This window comes from Pseudomonas sp. LBUM1644 (assembly GCF_059716195.1).
Genome location: NZ_CP166812.1, coordinates 2,738,598 through 2,757,733, shown reverse-complemented (window position 1 = coordinate 2,757,733; position 19,136 = coordinate 2,738,598). Strand labels below are relative to the sequence as shown.

Sequence of the window (19,136 nt, the reverse complement as noted above, 5' to 3'; positions counted from 1 at the left end):
CTCCTACAGAGGCATGCGCTCCCCTGTAGGAGCTGCCGCAGGCTGCGATCTTTTGACGTTGCCTTGAGTGGCCGACGGCAGCGTCAGGTCAAATCGCGCATTGATCTCTTTTCTTCCCAACGCCGTCAATGCCAACGCCCGACTGTCCAGATCTTGCGTCACCCATTTGCGCTTGATCGCCGTTTGCAGCAGCGCCGCCCCCAACGAACCGCCCAGATGCGGACGGCGCATGCTCCAGTCCAGGCACGGGCAGGCAAATCGGCGACGCAACGTGTTCAAGTCTTTAACTTCGATCCCCAACCCTTCATACAACGCTTCGCCGCTGTCGCTCAGCTGATAAACCCGCTCATCGGTCTCCAGCAACCAGCCTTGTTCCAGCATCTGGTCATGCAGCAACACCGCCAAGGTGCCGGCCATATGGTCGTAACACGTGCGGGCGAATTGCAGGCGATCCGGGGTGTGCGGGTTGAAGGTCGGCGCGGCGTTCTGGCCGATCACCATCAGCGCTTCCAATGCCTGGGCTACCCGTTTGTCCGCGAGTAATAGCGATGGCGGCCCTGTACGTGTAAACGCACCAGTGCCGACTCCTTGAGTTTGGACAGGTGTGCGCTGGCAGTGGACGCGCTGACCTCGGCAATCGCCGCCAGCTCGGTGCTGGTGCGGGCGTGGCCGTCCATCAGCGAACAGAGGATTTTGGTCCGGGCGGGTTCCGCGATCGCCGCGGCTACTTGAGAGACGCCAATGTCGTGCTGTTCAACGTTCATATTTCGCTCCCGGACGAATCAAGGTCCTTTTGGACTGGAGATAGTAGCAACACTTTTCCCACCACGAACAAGGCTGCGACCCATGGACCCGATCATCGCTGCGACTCATGCCGATCCTTATCCTTATTACGCACAACTGCGCGCCGAGGGCGGGCTGGTTTTTCACACGAGACTGAAACTGTGGGTGGCCAGTAGCTCCCGCGCCGTGGCGGCGGTGCTGACGCATCCTGATTGTCATGTCCGGCCTGCCCACGAACCGGTGCCCAAGGCGATTGCGGGTGGCATCGCCGGCAAGGTATTCGGGCAATTGATGCGGATGAATGAAGGCGAGCGCCAGCGTTGCCCGAGGTCGGCGATTGAGCCGGGGTTGGCGTTGGTTGATGTCGAGGAAGTCAATGCGCTGGTCCACGCGCGTTTGCTCAGCCCGGACGCTGATGGGCTGTACAAGGCGATGTTCCGCGGACCGGTGTGCGTGGTGGCGGCGTTGCTGGGGTTCACGCCTGCTCAGGGCCGGGTCATCAGCGAACTGACAGCGGATTTCGTCGCTTGCCTGTCGCCGCTTAGCGATCAGGTACAACTGGTGGCTGCCCATGCTGCGGCGGAGCAGTTATGCGGTTATTTCATCGAGCTGCTGGACGACCCGGACCATCAAAGCGCCCTGCTCACCGGTATCCGCCAGCGCTTTGCGGCGACATCAGCCGACCCCGAGTCGTTGATCGCCAACCTCCTCGGCCTGTTCTCCCAGACGTATGAGGCCACCGCCGGGTTGATCGGCAATGCGTTGGTGGCGTTGATTCGAAACCCGACGTTGCAGAGCGAGCCGATTCGCGTTGATGACCTGCTGGCCGAAGTCCAGCGCTTCGATCCGTCGGTGCAGAACACCCGCCGGTTCGTCGCTGCGCCCTGTGAAATCGACGGCGTGAACCTGCACCCCGGCGATGTGATCCTGCTGCTTCTGGCCTCGGCCAATCGCGATTCACAGCTCAATGACCATCCCGACGCCTTCCTGCTCGATCGTCCGCAGCGTCGCAGTTTCACTTTTGGCGCGGGGCGGCATCAATGTCCGGGGCAGGAGTTGGCCATGAGTATCGCCAGCGCTACGGTGACGCAAATTATGCGGATGAAACCTTCGCTGGATCGATTGACCTGGTGCTACCGGCCTTCGCTGAATGGGCGGATTCCGTTGTTCTCTGATTTGTCTTAAGCCTGATTTATAGATCAAAAGATCGCAGCCTTCGGCAGCTCCTACAAGTGCTCAGCGCACCCAAAACCTGTAGGAGCTGCCGAAGGCTGCGATCTTTTGATCTTCCAGCTGTATTAATTACACCAGGTTAAAACTGTAATTACCGGCGATGCCTATATCCCCAAGGCCTTTCTCCATAGAGTCTCCGTTATAAAAGACACCGAGGCGCCACTGATGCAAACCCTACTGGACACGTCACTGAGTGCTTTTGCACGCACAGACTTGCTGCAAGGCCCCACGCCCATTCAGCGGGCCGAACGTCTCGAACGACTGCTGGGCCTGGATACCCAGGGAATCGGCCTGTTTCTCAAGCGCGACGATCACATGTTGATTGGCGGTGGCGGCAACAAGCTGCGCAAACTCGAATTCCATATCGGCGCGGCGCTGGCGGTCGGGGTCGATACGGTCATTACCATCGGCGGCCTTCAGTCCAACCATGCGCGCCTGACCGCCGCGGTTTGCGCTCGCCTGGGCATCGCCTGCGAATTGATCCTGACCCGCTCGGTCCCCAAAGCCGAAGTGGATTACGAACTCAACGGCAACGTGCTGCTCGACCAGTTGTTCGGCGCAAAAATAAGCGTGCTTGCCGGTGGCTCCGACTCGCTCGCCAAGGCCGAGTTACGGGCGACGCAACTTAGGGAATCGGGGCGCAAGGTGATGGTGCTGCCAACGGGTGGCTCAACGCCGCTGGGTAGTCTCGGTTATGCGCGCTGTGCAGCGGAGATTGCGCAGCAGGAAGCGGAACTCGGCCTCACCTTCAATCAAGTCGTAGTGCCCAACGGCAGCGCCGGTACCCACGCCGGGCTCGCCGCTGGTTTTCAATTGCTGGGCCAAGGCACATCAATCGTCAAGTCGTACTCGGTTTTATCCGATCAAGCCACGTCAGCGGTTAGAACCCTGAAGTTAACCCAGGAAACGCTGAAGTTGCTGAACAGCGACGCGATGATTCAGCCTGAAGAGATCGTCATTGACGGCAGCCAATTGGGCGACGGTTATGGTCTGCCGACGCAAACCATGCAGGACGCCGTACACCTGATGGCTCGCACCGAAGGTTTGTTAATCGACCCGGTGTATTCCGGGAAAGCATTCGCGGGGCTGTTGGCCGATCTCCGGCAAGGACGTTTCCGCGACGGAGACAACGTGCTGTTTGTGATGACCGGCGGCACACCGGGGTTGTATGCCTATCGGGAAACGTTTCAGGCCTGACCCGCCAGGGCAACATCAAGAGATCGCAGCCTTCGGCAGCTCCTACAGGTGATCGGTGTAGGAGCTGCCGAAGGCTGCGATCTTTTGATCTTTACCATCAATCATCCCTCGTCAGCACTTCCAGCAATTCAATTCAGAGAGGCGCCCCGCGCGCGTCAAGTTTCAGACGAGTCCTACATCTATCAAATGCCCATTGATATAGCGTTCGAATCGTTTCGAAACCAAGGGCAATATCCCGGGAGCCAAAAAGTGAATCTTCGCTATCAAGATCCATCAATGAGCCACAAAGAAGCGACGAAGCTTCTTGAATGAAGAAGACAGAACCTGGGCTCAGAACACTTGCCTTAAATACCTCGCAAGTGACACGGAATCGGTTGCAGCATCCGCCGTGACCGCTCTGGGTCATATCGCTCGCAGGCATAGTGAGTTGGATAGGGAAACGGTCCTTCCAGCACTCGAGATCGTGAAGAAAAAATTCCCATCTCTTGAAGGAATTATTGCGGACACGCTAGACGATATTGAAGCGTTCACCTGACAACTTCAAAAGATCGCAGCCTGCGGCAGCTCCTACAGGTGATCGGTGTAGGAGCTGCCGAAGGCTGCGATCTTTTGATTTTTACCCTCAATCATCCCGCGTCAGCACCTCCAGCAATTCAATTTCGAAGATCAAATTCGAATTCGGCGTAATCGTCCCCATCGAACGCTCGCCATAACCTAACTGGGCCGGCACCAGCAGCTTGCGCTTGCCGCCCACCTGCATGCCCATGATCCCTTGATCCCAGAATCTTTGAATGTGACCCTGCACGATGGTATGCTTGAGGCATAAGGAGATCACATGAAACAAGCAATCTCGTATGTACGCTTTTCCAGCTTCCGCCAACATGGTGGAAGCTCTGTAGAACGCCAGACTGCCATGATTGCGGAGTGGTTAACCAGGAATCCCGACTACATGCTTAGCGGGTTGAAGTTCGAGGATTTGGCCAAATCGGGCTACCACGGCGACCACATCAAGGCTGGTGGAGGCTTCGGCAAACTCCTTCGAGCCGTCGAGGCTGGTGCCATCAAAGAAGGTGACGTTGTTTTGGTGGAGGCCATTGACCGAACGGGTCGGATGGACACCGTGGACATGCTCGACCTACTCACACCAATCCTGAAAGCCGGTGTATCGATCACCACCCTCGATGACGGAAATACTTACAACCGCGCCAGCGTAAACGGCTCGCACATCTATATGCTGATGGCGAAAATCCAAGCCGCGAACCAATACTCGGAAGCCCTCTCCCGCCGCGTCACCGCGTCATACAGATTACGCGAAGAGAAAGCAAAGGCAGGACAGCAAGTGAAGCGCTGGACACCTGCTTGGCTCACGGTCGAAGGTGTCGTGATCGAGCGAATAGCCAAACACGTCAAGACTGCTTTCGAGTTATATGCGTCGGGTGTCGGCAAAGCCACTATCTCTGTCCGCATGCGAGATTCCGGCGAACCGGAACTGGCAAAGTGCTCAAGTCCAACTATCGAGGGCTGGTTACGGAATAGAACGGCTATCGGCTACTGGAACGATATCCCCAACGCTTACCCAGCTATCATCGAACCGGATCTGTTCTTTCGTGCCCAACAACGCGGCAAGGAAGCGAAAACAACTCGCCCTGCGAAGACGGCAAAGCATTTCCTCGTCGGCTTGGTGAAGTGTGGTCACTGTGGCGGCAACTACATAATGCAAAACAAAGATGGACGCCCCCACAGCATGAGGTGCTTGAATCGCCAGCGACTGAAAGACAGCGGGTGCGATAACACACGCACTATACCGAAGCCAGTCTTGGACTACATCCGCGTCAATACATCCTTGGGGGCGATTGAAGCAGCATTCCAACGCCAACAACTGACGGTCAACCAGAAACGAATACTCGCTATCCAGAACGAGCTTGCAGAAGTTGCGCAGAAGATCACTGAACTAACCAACGCTGTAGAAATCGTCGGAGCAATCCCCGAAGTTATCCGCCAACTTGCAGCTCGCCAAGCCGAACGAACAGCACTGGAAGCAGAACTGGTGGTGATGGAGCGAACTGAAAGCCCGCTAGATACTTTCGGCGCTGTTCATGTTGAAGACGATTTGCTGGAAAATGATCCAGTGAAACTGGCTGCACTGCTAAAAGGTGTGGACTACAGGATCACGGTCTTCGTGGGCGGGCGGATAATCGTAAACTGGTCAGCAGAAGACGGATACGGACACGAATGGGCGTACAAAGGGGTTGAGCGGTCAACAGGAAACTACCTGCTCCGAAGCTACACCACAGAGGCTATGGACGAGCTTCACGATGACTTTTTTGGACTGAAAGCCAAGCCTTTGGATGAAACGATAAGGATACTCCCGCAACCGCACCTTGTGCCAAAACCTATATTGAATACGGAAGTAGTGGAGCAACTAAACCCGCTGCAGAAGCTGCTTAGAAGAACGCACAAGCACCAACCATGAGTCACGCCCCTAAAAGTACCGCTCGGAGTGATGGGACACCACTAGTACGCAAAACTAGAGACGATTTGCAACCTCGATACTTTACTGCCCTAGAACGGAAGGAGATACTGACGGGGCATTGCGCCCAGCGGGTTAGTGGCTACTTATTATGTTACCTCTCACATTACTAATAGGGGATTAGTTATGATTGAGGCACTCGAAAAGCACGCTGATTAGTTTACAAGGCAATGTAAATCTCATCGAATTCCTTACAAGCTTGATCCACCTTATACTTCATCATCAGGGACGCTGAAAGCTTAACTAACTTATCAAACAGTGGATGCCCAGACAGAATAGTACATCGCCCCAGACACTCACTATTGCTTGCGTCATATGCATATACCGTGTAGAAAACCCCACTAGCATCCCGGTTCAATCCAACGGTTAAGTATTTTATCGGCTCTGGAACAGATGCCTTGCGCAATGAAAACTGTAGTGTATCTTCAAAGGGCGTGAACATTGCCGATAACGACATTACAAATAGGCTGGCGACTTCCAAGGAGTCTTCAACCTGCTCCAGTGTTGGAACTTTGTATTCGTGCTCCAGAATATTACGTAGCTTGACCACCTTCCGTAGAAGACCGGGGGTCAAAAGCCCTAACCCTTTCAATTTCTCGATCTTCATTGGAACTTCAAGCTGTAACGAATCAAAACCGAAAGACATTAGCAGCCTGTCCATCTGACCAACAATTGCTCTCTTCGCATTTGTTATGGAGTTTATCAGGGCTGAAAGCCCACCTCGCTGAAAGTCCTCTTCTGCCAAGATCAGAAATTCAACTGGAGATATGTCTAAATCGATCAAGTTAAAACTTCCACCAACTAGCTCCACCCCACATCGACTCATATCAATAGCATGTTCAATACAAAAATCTTTGATATCCATGCCTTCTCCTGACCAGAGCCTAGTTGTTAGAAACCGCGTAGGCGGTCCGCAGGTGTACCATGCGGTCATTTTGATGGTCAACGACGAGATTCGGAACAACTCATGATTGCCTTAGCCGTAAAATCGAATTGGCGACCGCTGCTGCATTCTTGTCTAGTGTTTCTAAGGCTGCCATTGCGTTAGCGGCAACATCCCCCACGCCATTCTCTGAGAGATACTTGGTCACTTCTTCGATGGCTGAAGCTAAAGCGTGCTGGTTGTAAAGAAGCAGCGTCAGTGCATCAGCCGTTGCGATGTTGGGTTCTGAGCTACGTGGCATGGCAATCGTCCCTGAGTGATGGTGCAGAGATCCTAGTTTATCTCGGCGCTGACTGTAGCTACTTCTCCCAAACCGCAGATACCGGAATTTTTCCAAAACGGCACTTGCCCCAGGTCGATCGTGGCCCGTGAAGCGCCTTAGGAAATATGCGGACGGGGTATCAGGTAGAACGATGGACTCCACACTCTGGAGGTCGGTGCTTAACGCCCTCGCCGTGCCACCTCGCTACGGAAATTACGATTTTAAAATATCCGACCAAAGAAAAGCCCCGCACTTGGCGGGGCTTGCTCAGTGGTCTAGACCTTGTTCCAGTGGCGTTTGACTGTAGCAATGCCGATCTTCAGTTCACCGGCGACTTGGGCCTGAGTCATATCTCTCGCTCTGAGTCGACGCACTGCTGCCGTAGTAAGCATCGCCTCAGGGCGGCCCAACTTCTTGCCTTCGCTTTTGGCACGCTGCAATCCTGCCTGTGTGCGTTCGATCAGCAAGTCACGCTCAAACTCCGCGACGGCGCCGAGAACTTGCATAGTCATCTTGCCCGCTGCACTGGTGAGGTCGACACCGCCGAGAGCAAGACAGTGAACACGAATACCACCAGAGGCCAAGTGCTCAACCGTCTGGCGTACATCCATCGCGTTACGGCCTAGGCGGTCCAGCTTCGTCACGATCAGCACGTCACTCGACTCCATCTTGCCTAGCAGAGTCTGGAAGCCCTTACGCTCACTGGCGGGAATGCTGCCTGAGATAGTTTCCTCGACCACCCGGCTCGCCTGTACATCGAAACCAGCAGCTTTAACTTCTTGTACTTGGTTCTCTGTGAACTGGCCAGAAGTGCTGACGCGGCAGTAAAGGAAAGTGCGGGACATGGCGGGTGACTCCACTGGTATCACTTAAGGTAGTATCAGTATAATAAGGAATCATCAACTCTTAAAGGCTATTTTGATGATACCAAATACCGCTCGTCAGGAAGGTATCGTTTAACGGTCGTTTGTTGGTACGTACAGAAATGCCACTTGCCGGGGCCGCATAGCTTCTGGAGGCTGCATTCAAAACTGGATCGGCGACTCCTACGACTGCTTGATGCCGGACAACTCTGCTGCAACCGAAAGAATTTGCACGAACGGAGAGACTGGCTTAGCACCTGTAGTGGTAACGCAGCACAAATAGGGGAGTTGACGTGCCACAAACGATATTAGCCCCATGTAGCTGACGCCTTTAAGCCAATAGATAGCTGATAGTTCCGAAGTTGTTACCGGAAGCCGCTGCGGGGGCCGATGCTCAGTAGAAACTTCGCATGGCAGATATGGGCAGACCGTGTAATGATTCGGGAGATAAAACCTTGACTAATTAATCAGCCGCTTAGGCCACGGAGCACATCATGGATGCTGGATACGTATCTGCCATTATTTCGGCTGCCGCTGGCATCACTGGCGTTTTGTTCGGGAATGTGTTCGTCTTAGTTAAGGAACTCTTGACAACTAAGGCCGCTCGCCAGAAAGAAACGACATACCTTGGAGTCATTGTTGTATCTCACTTGGATCGGTTTGCCAACGGCTGCTCGCATGTTGCGTTTGACGATGGCACAGAGTACGGCCGTCCTGCGGGAAAAAATGGTGAACACGTAACAACTACTGCGCTTCCAGTGTTTCAACCGCTGGAAATCAATGTTGATTGGAGATTATTGCCGAAAGACTTGATGTACCCGATCCTTCGGCTTCCTGATCTTCAGGAGCAACTCCAAAGCAGACTCGCAGGAATTACGCAGTACGATAATGATCCTCCAGAACATACCGAGCTCTTCTGGGTCAGGCAGCATGGCTATGCCGACTTAGGACTCCAAGCATCCGACTTGGCACGGAAGCTTCGCACGCATGCAGGGATACCCGTCGAGGAATCTCGTCCGGGCGAATGGAACCGAGATCAAAACTTGAAGGACGTGATCAATGAAATTGACGCTAAAAGAGCGGCTTGGGAACGTCGGCAGTCCGAGAGCCTGAAACAACTAAACTCCTAGTTGTGCGTAAGAATTTATCTGCTTACTTTCGTTCGCGGCTTTATGCTGCCAATGCAAAGGATGTATCTCCACCGGGTCTAGTGCACTCCGTAAGCACAGGGAACTCCAGATATGCCGGGTAACCTTTAAAACCCCAGCTGCTGTAGTACTTGCCGCCCACCAACCGCTTGAAGCTGGGTTGATTCTTGTACTGCCGACGCCCCTGTTCGATAGCGGCATGTAGGCTTTCCAGTACACCTATACGGGCTGCGTCAACCTGATCAGCAGTGCAGATTCCTACGTCGAGCAGAGCTTGCCATGTACTCTCGAACGAGCGGTACAGGTTGGCGATGTACGCATCCCAATTAGAACCACATGCTTCCCAAGCCATCTTTTCAGGAATATCCACGACTGGCACCAGCGTTTGAAGGTGCATGCGTTTCACCAACTTCGCCTCCAGCATTTCTACGGGAACGTGCAGGCCCTGTAGTGCATTGAATGCCGCCTCTGTGATCAGTTTGACCAACTCCTGTCGATCAGGATCTACCATACGTGCTGACGGATTCCACGGGTTTAGGGGGCAGAAGTACTGTAACGGTGCCCACGTAGCATTGACGGGCTTGAGGAAGCTTCCGTGCTGCCGCTGGGAAAAGTCCTCGGTCTGGGCCAAGTACATTCCTAAGACACGCACCAGACGTAGCATCACCTGGCAGTTGCCCTGGTGGCGTCCAGCGGCGATGCTGGCCACCCGCTCCAACTCATCGGCGTAAATGCAAAGGATCGCCCTCGCATACACCTCTGGTTGAAACTTACTTGTTGTTGTCTTGCCGCGTTGGTGTGCATCCATCTGCTCCAGCACTTCGATGTCGATATCACGCGACTCCAGCTCACTCAATGTCCATTGACGGTCAAGGCTGCGAATGGCAGTTCCTTTCTGCTGGCGGTTGTAGATCCGCCGGGCGAGAGTGTGACGCTTGTCTAGGTCAATCGAAGGGGCTTGATCAAGATAGTCATCTAGGGCTGCACCAAGAAAGGCACGGATCTTTGCGACAATGGCTGCGTTCGAGTCGCCCTGCTCTACTGCCCACTTCTGTTTCAGAGTACTGGCGGGAATCCTCAGACCTGCATCGGCAGGCACCAACTTGTTGCCCTGCTTCCGGTTCAGTCTGCCGCAACCGATGAACAGGTTTGCCGGGTGAAGCAGACCGATGTATCCGTTCCTGCCCTTACGTGGCTGGATATGGCAGATGTTGAACAGGTTCGTCTTCTGGTCACTGCTCCAGCCGTAACACTTGTACATGGCATCGCTGAGCAAATGCAGGACTAACAGAGTGGCGGACGTGTGCCCTGTCAGAACCTGAACGGTGCCAGCCTCTCGGCACTCCCTGATCACCCACCGCCAGAAGGTGTTCTTGGCAAGCTTGGCAAATCTGTTCTCTACCTTCTTGCTGGGCTGCCTCGCCCTGTGGGCCTTTTTACGGCATACGCTGGTGCAGTAGCGCTGGGACTTCTCGGTGAATCTTTTTGCTTGGTACTCGACGCTGCACTGGCAGCAGATGTAGTTACGCTGCGTGGGGTGTTTCCGGCTTTCCATTGCTTCCCTCAGTGTTTGGGATTTCAAGATACTGTTTATATGCTTCTGTAATCAGAAGGTTGACGAAGTAAGAGGGGTTGTATTTCCCCCTCGCCTGCATCATCTCGATCAGCTCCTTCTGAGCCTGTTCGTTCACGTTTAATCGCATGGTTTCACTCATGTAAGTTGGGATTGGCTGAAAGCCACATAACACGCGGGGTTGCTCGTATTAGCGTGTCATAAATCTATACTGCCTCCCGCCTTCTAACGCCTTTCGCCAGACAGCAGAAACCCGATGTAGTCAGTTGGGCCAGTTAGGCTTAACTATCGGGGAAGCGATTCAGGGAAGGCGGATATGGTGCGGGAAAAGTTACTTGGCTGTCGATGCTTTCTTTGGCGAGTACGCGGACAGCAGATCAGCAAGTGCCAATGCTTCCTCAGTTGACTGTTGTTCTGCTGCTACTTTAGCCGCTGCCGCTGCGTGATCTCTCGCCCTGCGTGCTACGGAAATGTCAACTTGGCGTTTTGTCTCTTCAACATTGCGGGAATAGCGATTTGCGGCATATTCAACCTTCGCCTGCTCTGTGACTTCAAGAAGATCCGCATCGACTATCGCCGCTGGCTTTCTAAGCTGGACGCTAAGATATAGCGGACGACAAAGTGAAGTTACAACGGTATACCCCAGAGCGAACCAGCCTTCTAGCTCGTTGAGAGCTACGGTTAGCGGCTCTTCGTTAATCCAAGACACATTAACGCCTAGATCGGGGTAAGCTGGCGACATGCAGCTCCGAAAGTATTGAACTTCTTTCTGTTTAATCAGCCCCTGCAGCTCTTCGTCAGAGTGCTTGAAGATTTCGACAACTTCACTGCCATACTTATATTGCGTATTTTTCATATTGGTTTTCCTTGGACTACTTCGACTTGTTATGTGCTTTGATCTGCTTGATAAGACTCTGGCGGGCCTCATCGTCGCTAGTGGATGGTTTGGTAGGCTTTGCTTCGTAGGCGGCTACCTTAACCTTGGACGGGGCAGCCTTGGCCTTGGCTTGGGCAAGTGCCTTCGCCGTGGCTCGAAAATCGAGCAAGTCAGAAAGAGTGGAGATTGTGCCCACAGGGAACACGCTATCCTCAAGGCTGTTCAAGTATTTTAGTTCAAACTCAGTTACTTCGATAAAGTCTGAAGTAGACGACTCCAGCTCTTCGTGACTATAAGAGAGAATGGCGCCCGAGCTCTTGGCAACTTCCAGGTAGAGGGTGGTAACCATTACGCTGCTCCTTGCCTGAATGTTTGTTCTGCTTCCTGTAGGTTGAAGGCTAGCTCCAGCTCTGCTGGAGTTTGCTTCAGGTTTGCACGATAGTTTCGTGTCTGGCAAACACCAGAACACCAGCGACTGCGGTGAGAACGACTATAGTACATAGCTCCGCAGTGATGGCAGTATTTCCGCTTGAGCGGATAACGCTTTATCATTAGTTGTATCTCTGAGTGTGTAGTTGCTTTCGATAAGCCAAGAAAACCCCTAACTCCGCGTGAGAGTTTCGGGGGAACTGGCTATCAGTTGTTTGCACTGAGTAGTGCATAGACTTTCTCTACGTTGCAGAGAAAAGAAGTAGCGACCGTCTTTTGTTGCATCCTGACGGTCGAGGACTGGCATTGTGACTATACGGATATGCCTAACCATATAGCCATCATGGCAACAACTCTTAAGGAACAATGTCGATCTTCTGCACTTGGATCGACCACAAGTAGTTAGCGACAAAGTTCGGCAAGGATCAAACCTAACTATGTCGTCGAGCAGGCAGGCAGGGAAACTTGGGATGGCGTTACTGAGAAGTTGTATCTAACTAAGCACACTTTACCATCTTTCTCGATTCTGTCAAGTGCTAGATCGCACTTATAGTTAAGTTGCAACTATTATTTCTATTAATCTGACGGAAGGTAGTCATCCCAGACGTGAGGCCATGTTGCGCAGTGCCGCTGTGTTCAATCTGATGGAGTACGGTACTGCTGGGCTGGCAGATTTCACACAGGAACGCGTTCTCGAAACTGCTGCTCTACAATCTACAGACTCATATAGTAAATTGTTGCTCCCAACCATTGATCACCCGGCCAGTGCCAATCACGCACTGGAACGGTTTGCCTCGACTGTAGGAAGAGTCGAACTCGGTGCCATCTTCCAGCCAGCCACGGTATTGGGTGGTGATCAGCGCGCCTTTGACGGCGGCTTTGCCCTCGCCCACTTCAAGATCGATTACCTGCAATTCATCATTCATCGCGTTCACTCTATTGCTCACTTGCCCTTCAGGCCGGATGGGCGCCGTTTTCCCAGAAATACGCCCGATTGGCAACCGCTTCGGTCTGTTTCCGGCTTTCACCGTGAACTAACATAAGCACCACCAACCTCTACGGATCAACATGCCATGATGGCAACCCCCTGAATGAGTCTGGTCTGGACCAGCGCAGCCATCGGCTCAGTGATGCTTGCCCTGATCGTCGCGTTGATCTGCCGCGAGCGCTTGCTGCGAAAGCAGTTGGCCGAGTGTCGAGTGTTGATTGCCAGCCTGACCGATGGGCTCGTGCGTGCATCCGGACGACCGGGCCAGGGTCCGGGCTGGTGAGCTGCGCTGCCTGGAAACCGGCGAAAACCATGACGAGGAGTATCGGGTAGTCTGGCCCGATGGCACCATTCGCTGACTGCGAGAGACCGGCATCGTGGTCATAAACGATCACGACACGACCATCAAGATGATGGGTGTGGTGCGCGAATCACCGAGGAAAAAGCCTCTGCCAGTTACTTGCAGCACCTCGCCCACTACGACCCGCTGACCGGCCTGCCCAATCGCCTGGTGCTTGAAGAGCGTTTGTCCGAAGCCCTGGAACAGGCGCGCATCAGCGCCACGCGGGTTGCGCTGGTGTTTGTCGACCTCAATGGTTTCAAGGCAATCAACGACCACTACGGCCATGCAGCCGGCGACCGGGTATTGATCACAACGGCTACCCGTTTGAAGAGAATCCTGCGCTCAACCGACACCGTCGCCCGGATTGGCGGTGACGAATTCGTGGTCATCCTGCAAGGCCTCGCCCAAGGCGTCAGCCTGCAGGATGAGGCTCGCAGCATTTGCCAGAAAATCTTCGTCGAACTGTCACCGCCCATCACCATCGGCAATGACCAGCGCCACATCGGCACCAGCCTCGGTGTCGCGGTGTTCCCGGACCATGCGCCGAGCATGGACCGGTTGATTCATATTGCAGACCTGGCGATGTATGAGGCCAAGCGTAGAGGGAATAATCAGCATCGGTTGGGGAGTGAAAGCCCGGTGCGAGCTCACAGCGAGTAACGTTTGGGCCACCTAACGCTCCACAGGAGTGATATCCACGATCGTCCCGTTGGTGATCATCACCATCATGTACTTGCCATTGATCTGCACCCACTGCGCCTGTGCCTTCGGCGGTTTCAGGCCTTTCTGCTGCCAGTTGACCAGGGCTTTTTCGCTGCGTTGGTAGACGTCCGGGGCGCGGTCGCCGACCACCAGTTTGCGGGCGTTGTTAACGCCGGGCTGGACGGTTTTTTGCGGTGGGTCATCCGCTTGAACGATCGGGCTGATACCGGCGATGCCGGCGACAAGCGCCAGGCTGGCGATAAGGGTCTTGTTGTTCATCGGTGAACCTCCAGTGATGTCGTGGTACCCAACTCCGACTGCGTTCGGGATCAATCATTCATTACTGTTGCGATGATTCTGTGGCCGACTGTACGGGACGACTCACTCAGAGGCGGCGTAGTCTGCGGAAAAACCATCGGGATTCGCCATGCACATCGCCATTCTGACCTTTGACGGCTTTAACGAACTGGATTCGCTGATCGCCTACGGCATGCTCAGCCGGATTTCCCTGATCGGTGACAAGGATTGGCGAGTCAGCATCGCTTCGCCAACGCCTCGGGTCACGTCGATGAACGGTTTGACCATCGACGCGCACGTCGACCTGGCGCAGGCCTGTCAGGCGGATGCGGTGCTGGTGGGCAGCGGCATGAAGACCCGTGAAGTGGCCAATGATCCGGCGATTATGGATCAGCTGCGTTTCGACCCGTCCCGCCAACTGCTGGCGTCGCAGTGCTCTGGGACCTTTGTGCTGGCCAGACTCGGGCTGCTCGGCGAGGCTCCGGCCTGCACCGATACCACCAGCAAACCCTGGGTGCAGGCGGCAGGCGTCAACATCGTCAATCAGGCGTTCTACGCCAACGGCAACATCGCGACGGCGGGCGGCTGTTTCTCCGCGCAGTACGTGTCAGCCTGGTTGCTGGCGCGGCTGAAGGGTATGGAAACGGCGCGGGAAGTGCTGCATTACTTCGCGCCCGTGGGCGAGAAGGAAGAGTATGTGGCCAGGGGAATGGCGCATATCGAGGCGCATCTCTGACGGATGGGCCGCCAATGAAACCGCCATCGCGAGCAGACTCCGGGCGGCGCTCCGACGATGGCGGTACTTCATTCAACGACTGTTTATGTTCAAGCTGACGCCCGTGGCTGCAACCCTTATCCTTGACACTCCGCCGTACCGAGTTCTGGAGTAAGTCATGCCCCACGAAGGCAACCTGTTGCAAGCCGCTGTCGTTTTTCTGTTCGCGGCCGTGCTCACCGTGCCGTTGGCCAAACGTCTGCAATTAGGGGCGGTGCTGGGTTATCTGTTTGCCGGTGTCATCATCGGGCCGTCGGTGCTGGGCCTGATTGGCAATCCGCAAAGCGTCAGCCACATCTCCGAGCTCGGCGTGGTGTTGCTGTTGTTCATCATTGGTCTTGAGCTGTCGCCGCGACGCTTGTGGGTGATGCGCAAATCGGTGTTCGGCGTCGGCCTGGCGCAGGTGCTGCTGACGGGGTCAGTGATTGGCGTGCTGGCGTTGTTGGTGTTTGGCCAACCGTTGAACAGCGCGATTGTGCTGGGCCTGGGGCTTGCGCTGTCGTCTACCGCGTTCGGCTTGCAAAGTCTGGCCGAGCGCAAGGAATTGACCAGTCCTCACGGGCGGCTGGCGTTTGCGATTCTGCTGTTCCAGGACATCGCCGCTATCCCGCTGATCGCCATGGTGCCGCTGCTGGCCGGCGGCGACCACACCACCAGCGCTGCGGAAGACCTGAATCATGGCTTACGCGTGCTGGGCAGCATCGCGGTGGTGGTGGTCGGCGGGCGCTATCTGTTGCGGCCGGTGTTTCGTGTCGTGGCGAAGACCGGTTTGCCAGAGGTCTCCACCGCCACCGCGTTGCTGGTGGTCATCGGTACGGCGTGGCTGATGGATCTGGTCGGTGTGTCCATGGCATTGGGCGCATTCCTGGCCGGGTTGCTGCTGGCGGACTCCGAGTATCGGCATGAACTGGAAGCGCAGATCGAACCGTTCAAGGGGCTGCTGCTGGGGCTGTTTTTCATCAGCGTCGGCATGGGCGCCAACCTCAGTTTGCTGCTGAGCGCGCCGATCACGGTGTTAGGCCTGACGTTGCTGCTGATCGCCATCAAGCTGCCGCTGCTGTTCGTGGTCGGTCGATTGGCCGGTGGCCTGGGCAAAGTCAGTGCGATTCGCCTTGGTATCGTGCTGGCCGCCGGTGGTGAGTTTGCGTTTGTGGTGTTCAAGATCGGCCGTGATCAAGGCCTGTTCGAGCCGCGCTTATATGACTTGCTAGTGCTGACCATTACCTTGTCCATGGCGGTGACGCCGCTGTTGTTGCTGCTGTGCGCACGGCTGTATACGTCCAAGGTGCAACCGGTGGTGGTGCCGCAAAAATTCCGCGAAATCGACACCGACGAGCCGCGCGTGGTGATCGCCGGCATGGGCCGCATGGGGCAGATCGTGGCGCGGATCCTGCGGGCGCAGAACATCAAGTTTGTTGCACTCGATACCTCAGTGGAAACCATCGAATTGTCGCGCAGCTTCGGCGGTGTGCCGGTGTTCTATGGCGATCCGATGCGCCCGGAAATCCTCAGCGCGGCCAAGGTCGAGCAGGCGGAATACTTTGTCATCGCCACCGACGACCCGGACACCAACATCAAGACCGCCGAGGTGGTGCACAAGCTGTATCCGCACATCAAGATCATTGCCCGGGCGCGTAACCGCCAGCACGTGCATCGCCTGGTCGACCTCGGCGCCGAAGCGATTCGCGAAACCTATTATTCGAGCCTGGAAATGAGCCGGCGCACGCTGGTCGGGCTGGGGCTGACCCAGGCCCAGGCGGATGCGCGAATCAAACGCTTCAAGCATCACGACGAACAGGTGCTGGAAGCGCAACATGCGGTGTATGACGATGCGGCGAAGGTGTTGCAGACCGCGCAGGAAGCCCGGGCGGAACTGGCGAAGTTGTTTGAGTCGGATCAGTTGGAAGAGCAATCGGGTAAGACTTAAGACCTTTGGCACAGCAAAAAGATCGCAGCCTTCGGCAGCTCCTACACGGCCTACGATTTATGTAGGAGCTGGCGCAGCCTGCGATCTTTTGATCTTTTCCAACTCGTTATCAAGCTCGAATGGAGTTCACAATGTCTGCCGACCAACCCGCCCCCGCACTCAAGGAAATCTTCAACCCCGAGCGCCTCCAGCACATCGCCACCGAAATGACCGCGGTCTACCCCGCATTCGACGCCAAGGCCTTCTTGAAAATGGCCAACGACGGGCTTGCAGACTTGTCGATCATGCAGCGCATGGCCCGGGTAAGCGAGTGCCTGCACGCGGTGCTACCGCTGAACTATGAAGAGTCGCTTGAGGTGCTACGCGCCCTTGCCCCGCGCCTGAACAGCGGCTTCGTCAGCATCTCGTTGCCACATTACGTCGCGATGTATGGCGCTCACGCGTTCGAGCCGTCGATGGAGGCGCTGAAATATTTCACCGCGTTCGGCTCCTCGGAATTCGCGATCCGGCATTTCCTGCGCAGCGATTTCGAGCGCTCGCTCGAACGCATGCACGATTGGTCGCTGGATGAAAACGAGCACGTCCGGCGCCTGGCCAGCGAAGGCAGCCGACCGCGCCTGCCGTGGTCGTTTCGCCTGGAGCAGATCCAGGCCGACCCGAAGCTGGCGGCCGCAATCCTTGACAACCTCAAGGCTGACAGCAGCCTCTACGTACGCAAATCGGTGGCCAACCACCTCAACGACATCACCAAGGACCACCCCGAGTGGGTATTGGACCTGATCGAAGGCTGGTCGCTGGACGACAAACGCACCGCGTGGATAGCCAGGCATGCCCTGCGCAGCCTGATCAAACAGGGCAACCAGCGGGCACTGGCGGTCATTGGCGCGGGCGGTAAACCTGAGGTCGAGATCAGTGACGTGAACGTCACACCGGCGGTGATCGGGCTCGGAGAGAAAATCACCCTGTCCTTTACCGTCAAATCCACGGTCGCAGACAGACAGCGCCTGGTGATCGACTACGCCATCGATTACGTCAAAGCCAACGGCAGCACCTCGGCGAAGGTGTTCAAACTCAAGGCCCTGACACTTCCCGGCAAGGCCAGTGAGCCCATCACGCGTGGCCAGCACATCAAGCAACACACCACCCGCCGCCATTACGCGGGCAAGCATGCGGTGCACATTCTGGTGAACGGCGAACGCCTCGCGAGCACCGCATTCGAAATCCTCGTTTGATCCACACCCTGTAGGAGCTGCCGCAGGCTGCGATCTTTTGATCTTGATTTTTAAAAACAAGATCAAAAGATCGCAGCCTCGTTTCACTCGGCAGCTCCTACAGGGGGTTCAGTAGTGCTTGCTCGCGTTCGCACAGCTCCACCACGTAATCCCACAACACCCGCAATCGCACGGATTTGTGCAGCTCGCGGCGGGTGCTGATCCAGTAGCTGCGCTGGATGCTTTCGTCCGGTAACAAGGGCACCAGCTCCGGATCGGCGCTGGCCATGTAGCACGGCAGCACTGCAATCCCCAGCCCTGAACGCGCCGCCTGGTGCTGGGCGATCACGCTGGTGCTGTGGAAGACCACCTGCGGGTTGCGACAAAAACTGTTGAGGAACATCAGTTCCTGGCTGAACAGCAAGTCGTCGACGTAGCCGATCCAGGCATGTCGGCCAAGGTCTTCGCGGCTGCGCAGCGGTGGCGAGCGATCCAGATAGGCCTGGCTGGCGTATAGCGCCAGCCGATAGTCCGTCAGTTTGCGAGTGACCAGCATGTCGGCGGCCGGGCGTTCGAGGTGAATGCTGATCTCGGCTTCGCGGTTGAGAATGCTGACAAAACGCGGCACCGCCAGCAGTTCCACCTCCAACCCCGGATAGCGCTCGAACAAACTGTTCATGCGACTGGCGAGGAACATGATGCCCAGGCCCTCCGTCACGCCAACGCGGATCTTGCCCAACGGCGCCGTGGACTGGGTGATTTCTTCCTGGGCCAACAGCGCGACGTTTTCCATGGCTTCTGCGTGTTTGAGCAACGCTTCGCCGGCCGGGGTCAGTTCGTAGCCCTGGGCGTACTGGACGAACAGCGCGGTGCCGAGGCTCTTTTCGATGGCCTCGATGTGCCGGGCCACCGTGGCATGGGTCGTGTTCAAGCGGCGGGCAGCGGTCAGCAAACGCCCGCTGCGCTGCAACTCGAGAAAAAACCGCAGGTCATTCCAATCAAACATGAACCTTCCTTAGGACTATGCTGTTTAAAAACGCACAGCGGCTGCGCAA

Annotated in this window: 17 protein-coding genes and 3 pseudogenes; 9 read left to right on the top strand and 11 right to left on the bottom strand. The window is 55.7% G+C overall.

Translation table 11 applies throughout. The features are described from left to right. Positions 1-3: 3 nt before the first annotated feature. Positions 4-764, bottom strand: a pseudogene (locus ACA052_RS12480) (ArsR/SmtB family transcription factor). 82 nt (positions 765-846) lie between these two features. Between ACA052_RS12480 and ACA052_RS12475 the strand changes: the two are divergent. The 3 genes from ACA052_RS12475 to ACA052_RS12465 all read left to right on the top strand — a co-directional run bounded on the left by ACA052_RS12475 (position 847) and on the right by ACA052_RS12465 (position 3,748). Beyond that, positions 847-1,968 (top strand): cytochrome P450, encoded by a 1,122-nt coding sequence (locus tag ACA052_RS12475; RefSeq protein WP_497649942.1) that lies wholly within the window; start codon positions 847-849, stop codon positions 1,966-1,968. A gap of 213 nt (positions 1,969-2,181) precedes the next feature. Then, on the top strand, positions 2,182-3,213 hold the full coding sequence (locus tag ACA052_RS12470) for a D-cysteine desulfhydrase family protein (RefSeq protein ID WP_497649941.1): 1,032 nt from the start codon (positions 2,182-2,184) through the stop codon (positions 3,211-3,213). A gap of 304 nt (positions 3,214-3,517) precedes the next feature. Further along, on the top strand, positions 3,518-3,748 hold the full coding sequence (locus tag ACA052_RS12465) for a hypothetical protein (protein WP_497649940.1): 231 nt from the start codon (positions 3,518-3,520) through the stop codon (positions 3,746-3,748). 87 nt (positions 3,749-3,835) lie between these two features. Here ACA052_RS12465 and ACA052_RS12460 read toward each other — a convergent pair whose 3' ends face one another. Then, positions 3,836-4,096 (bottom strand): FKBP-type peptidyl-prolyl cis-trans isomerase, encoded by a 261-nt coding sequence (locus tag ACA052_RS12460; protein WP_497649939.1) that lies wholly within the window; start codon positions 4,094-4,096, stop codon positions 3,836-3,838. Between ACA052_RS12460 and ACA052_RS12455 the strand changes: the two genes are divergently transcribed. Continuing rightward, the gene (locus tag ACA052_RS12455) at positions 4,049-5,686 is read left to right on the top strand and encodes a recombinase family protein (protein WP_497649938.1); all 1,638 of its coding nucleotides are present in this window, start codon (positions 4,049-4,051) and stop codon (positions 5,684-5,686) included. The genes ACA052_RS12460 and ACA052_RS12455 overlap by 48 nt on opposite strands. A gap of 217 nt (positions 5,687-5,903) precedes the next feature. Here ACA052_RS12455 and ACA052_RS12450 read toward each other — a convergent pair whose 3' ends face one another. From ACA052_RS12450 to ACA052_RS12440, 3 genes are all read right to left on the bottom strand, one after another. Next, on the bottom strand, positions 5,904-6,608 hold the full coding sequence (locus ACA052_RS12450) for a hypothetical protein (RefSeq protein ID WP_497649937.1): 705 nt from the start codon (positions 6,606-6,608) through the stop codon (positions 5,904-5,906). Between the two features lie 100 nt (positions 6,609-6,708). Further along, positions 6,709-6,927: a hypothetical protein gene (locus ACA052_RS12445; protein ID WP_497649936.1), complete on the bottom strand. Its 219-nt coding sequence runs from the start codon at positions 6,925-6,927 to the stop codon at positions 6,709-6,711. A gap of 296 nt (positions 6,928-7,223) precedes the next feature. Then, entirely contained in the window at positions 7,224-7,793 is a 570-nt protein-coding gene (locus tag ACA052_RS12440; RefSeq protein WP_497649935.1) for a recombinase family protein, read from the bottom strand. A 512-nt stretch (positions 7,794-8,305) separates the two neighbouring features. Here ACA052_RS12440 and ACA052_RS12435 point away from each other — a divergent pair. Continuing rightward, positions 8,306-8,941, top strand: coding sequence for a hypothetical protein (locus ACA052_RS12435; RefSeq protein WP_497649934.1), 636 nt, complete (start codon positions 8,306-8,308; stop codon positions 8,939-8,941). 40 nt (positions 8,942-8,981) lie between these two features. Here ACA052_RS12435 and ACA052_RS12430 read toward each other — a convergent pair whose 3' ends face one another. The 4 genes and pseudogenes from ACA052_RS12430 to ACA052_RS12415 all read right to left on the bottom strand — a co-directional run. Beyond that, the gene (locus tag ACA052_RS12430; protein WP_497649933.1) at positions 8,982-10,514 is read right to left on the bottom strand and encodes a hypothetical protein; all 1,533 of its coding nucleotides are present in this window, start codon (positions 10,512-10,514) and stop codon (positions 8,982-8,984) included. Between the two features lie 349 nt (positions 10,515-10,863). Further along, complete coding sequence (locus ACA052_RS12425) at positions 10,864-11,388, bottom strand: hypothetical protein (protein ID WP_497649932.1); 525 nt, start codon at positions 11,386-11,388, stop codon at positions 10,864-10,866. Positions 11,389-11,404: 16 nt separating this feature from the next. Then, positions 11,405-11,758 carry a hypothetical protein gene (locus ACA052_RS12420; protein ID WP_497649931.1) on the bottom strand — a complete coding sequence of 118 codons (354 nt, stop codon included), beginning with the start codon at positions 11,756-11,758 and terminating at the stop codon, positions 11,405-11,407. Positions 11,759-12,575: 817 nt separating this feature from the next. Beyond that, positions 12,576-12,764 (bottom strand): annotated as a pseudogene (locus ACA052_RS12415) (FKBP-type peptidyl-prolyl cis-trans isomerase); the annotation flags it as partial. A gap of 165 nt (positions 12,765-12,929) precedes the next feature. Here ACA052_RS12415 and ACA052_RS12410 point away from each other — a divergent pair. Continuing rightward, positions 12,930-13,829, top strand: a pseudogene (locus ACA052_RS12410) (diguanylate cyclase domain-containing protein). Between the two features lie 12 nt (positions 13,830-13,841). Here ACA052_RS12410 and ACA052_RS12405 read toward each other — a convergent pair. Continuing rightward, the gene (locus tag ACA052_RS12405; protein WP_497649930.1) at positions 13,842-14,150 is read right to left on the bottom strand and encodes an RcnB family protein; all 309 of its coding nucleotides are present in this window, start codon (positions 14,148-14,150) and stop codon (positions 13,842-13,844) included. Between the two features lie 148 nt (positions 14,151-14,298). On the opposite strand from ACA052_RS12405, the gene ACA052_RS12400 reads away from it, so the two are divergent. From ACA052_RS12400 to ACA052_RS12390, 3 genes are all read left to right on the top strand, one after another. Next, positions 14,299-14,904: a DJ-1/PfpI family protein gene (locus tag ACA052_RS12400; protein WP_497649929.1), complete on the top strand. Its 606-nt coding sequence runs from the start codon at positions 14,299-14,301 to the stop codon at positions 14,902-14,904. Positions 14,905-15,061: 157 nt separating this feature from the next. Next, positions 15,062-16,870 (top strand): monovalent cation:proton antiporter-2 (CPA2) family protein, encoded by a 1,809-nt coding sequence (locus ACA052_RS12395; protein ID WP_497649928.1) that lies wholly within the window; start codon positions 15,062-15,064, stop codon positions 16,868-16,870. 131 nt (positions 16,871-17,001) lie between these two features. Next, a complete protein-coding gene (locus tag ACA052_RS12390) occupies positions 17,002-18,102 on the top strand; it encodes a DNA alkylation repair protein (RefSeq protein WP_497649927.1) in 1,101 nt (366 codons plus the stop codon). Positions 18,103-18,199: 97 nt separating this feature from the next. Here the strand turns inward: ACA052_RS12390 and ACA052_RS12385 are convergent, their stop codons facing one another. Then, positions 18,200-19,087: a LysR family transcriptional regulator gene (locus tag ACA052_RS12385; protein ID WP_497649926.1), complete on the bottom strand. Its 888-nt coding sequence runs from the start codon at positions 19,085-19,087 to the stop codon at positions 18,200-18,202. Positions 19,088-19,136 lie beyond the last annotated feature (49 nt).

What these genes read in the sequence shown, in the direction of transcription:
- ACA052_RS12470 (WP_497649941.1), top strand. Translation starts at nt 2,182, where the DNA reads ATGCAAACCCTACTGGACACGTCACTGAGTGCTTTTGCACGCACAGAC.
- ACA052_RS12440 (WP_497649935.1), bottom strand. Translation starts at nt 7,793, where the DNA reads ATGTCCCGCACTTTCCTTTACTGCCGCGTCAGCACTTCTGGCCAGTTC.
- ACA052_RS12450 (WP_497649937.1), bottom strand. Translation starts at nt 6,608, where the DNA reads ATGGATATCAAAGATTTTTGTATTGAACATGCTATTGATATGAGTCGA.
- ACA052_RS12395 (WP_497649928.1), top strand. Translation starts at nt 15,062, where the DNA reads ATGCCCCACGAAGGCAACCTGTTGCAAGCCGCTGTCGTTTTTCTGTTC.
- ACA052_RS12390 (WP_497649927.1), top strand. Translation starts at nt 17,002, where the DNA reads ATGTCTGCCGACCAACCCGCCCCCGCACTCAAGGAAATCTTCAACCCC.
- ACA052_RS12455 (WP_497649938.1), top strand. Translation starts at nt 4,049, where the DNA reads ATGAAACAAGCAATCTCGTATGTACGCTTTTCCAGCTTCCGCCAACAT.
- ACA052_RS12420 (WP_497649931.1), bottom strand. Translation starts at nt 11,758, where the DNA reads ATGGTTACCACCCTCTACCTGGAAGTTGCCAAGAGCTCGGGCGCCATT.
- ACA052_RS12430 (WP_497649933.1), bottom strand. Translation starts at nt 10,514, where the DNA reads ATGGAAAGCCGGAAACACCCCACGCAGCGTAACTACATCTGCTGCCAG.
- ACA052_RS12435 (WP_497649934.1), top strand. Translation starts at nt 8,306, where the DNA reads ATGGATGCTGGATACGTATCTGCCATTATTTCGGCTGCCGCTGGCATC.
- ACA052_RS12475 (WP_497649942.1), top strand. Translation starts at nt 847, where the DNA reads ATGGACCCGATCATCGCTGCGACTCATGCCGATCCTTATCCTTATTAC.
- ACA052_RS12400 (WP_497649929.1), top strand. Translation starts at nt 14,299, where the DNA reads ATGCACATCGCCATTCTGACCTTTGACGGCTTTAACGAACTGGATTCG.
- ACA052_RS12445 (WP_497649936.1), bottom strand. Translation starts at nt 6,927, where the DNA reads ATGCCACGTAGCTCAGAACCCAACATCGCAACGGCTGATGCACTGACG.
- ACA052_RS12405 (WP_497649930.1), bottom strand. Translation starts at nt 14,150, where the DNA reads ATGAACAACAAGACCCTTATCGCCAGCCTGGCGCTTGTCGCCGGCATC.
- ACA052_RS12460 (WP_497649939.1), bottom strand. Translation starts at nt 4,096, where the DNA reads ATGTTGGCGGAAGCTGGAAAAGCGTACATACGAGATTGCTTGTTTCAT.
- ACA052_RS12385 (WP_497649926.1), bottom strand. Translation starts at nt 19,087, where the DNA reads ATGTTTGATTGGAATGACCTGCGGTTTTTTCTCGAGTTGCAGCGCAGC.
- ACA052_RS12425 (WP_497649932.1), bottom strand. Translation starts at nt 11,388, where the DNA reads ATGAAAAATACGCAATATAAGTATGGCAGTGAAGTTGTCGAAATCTTC.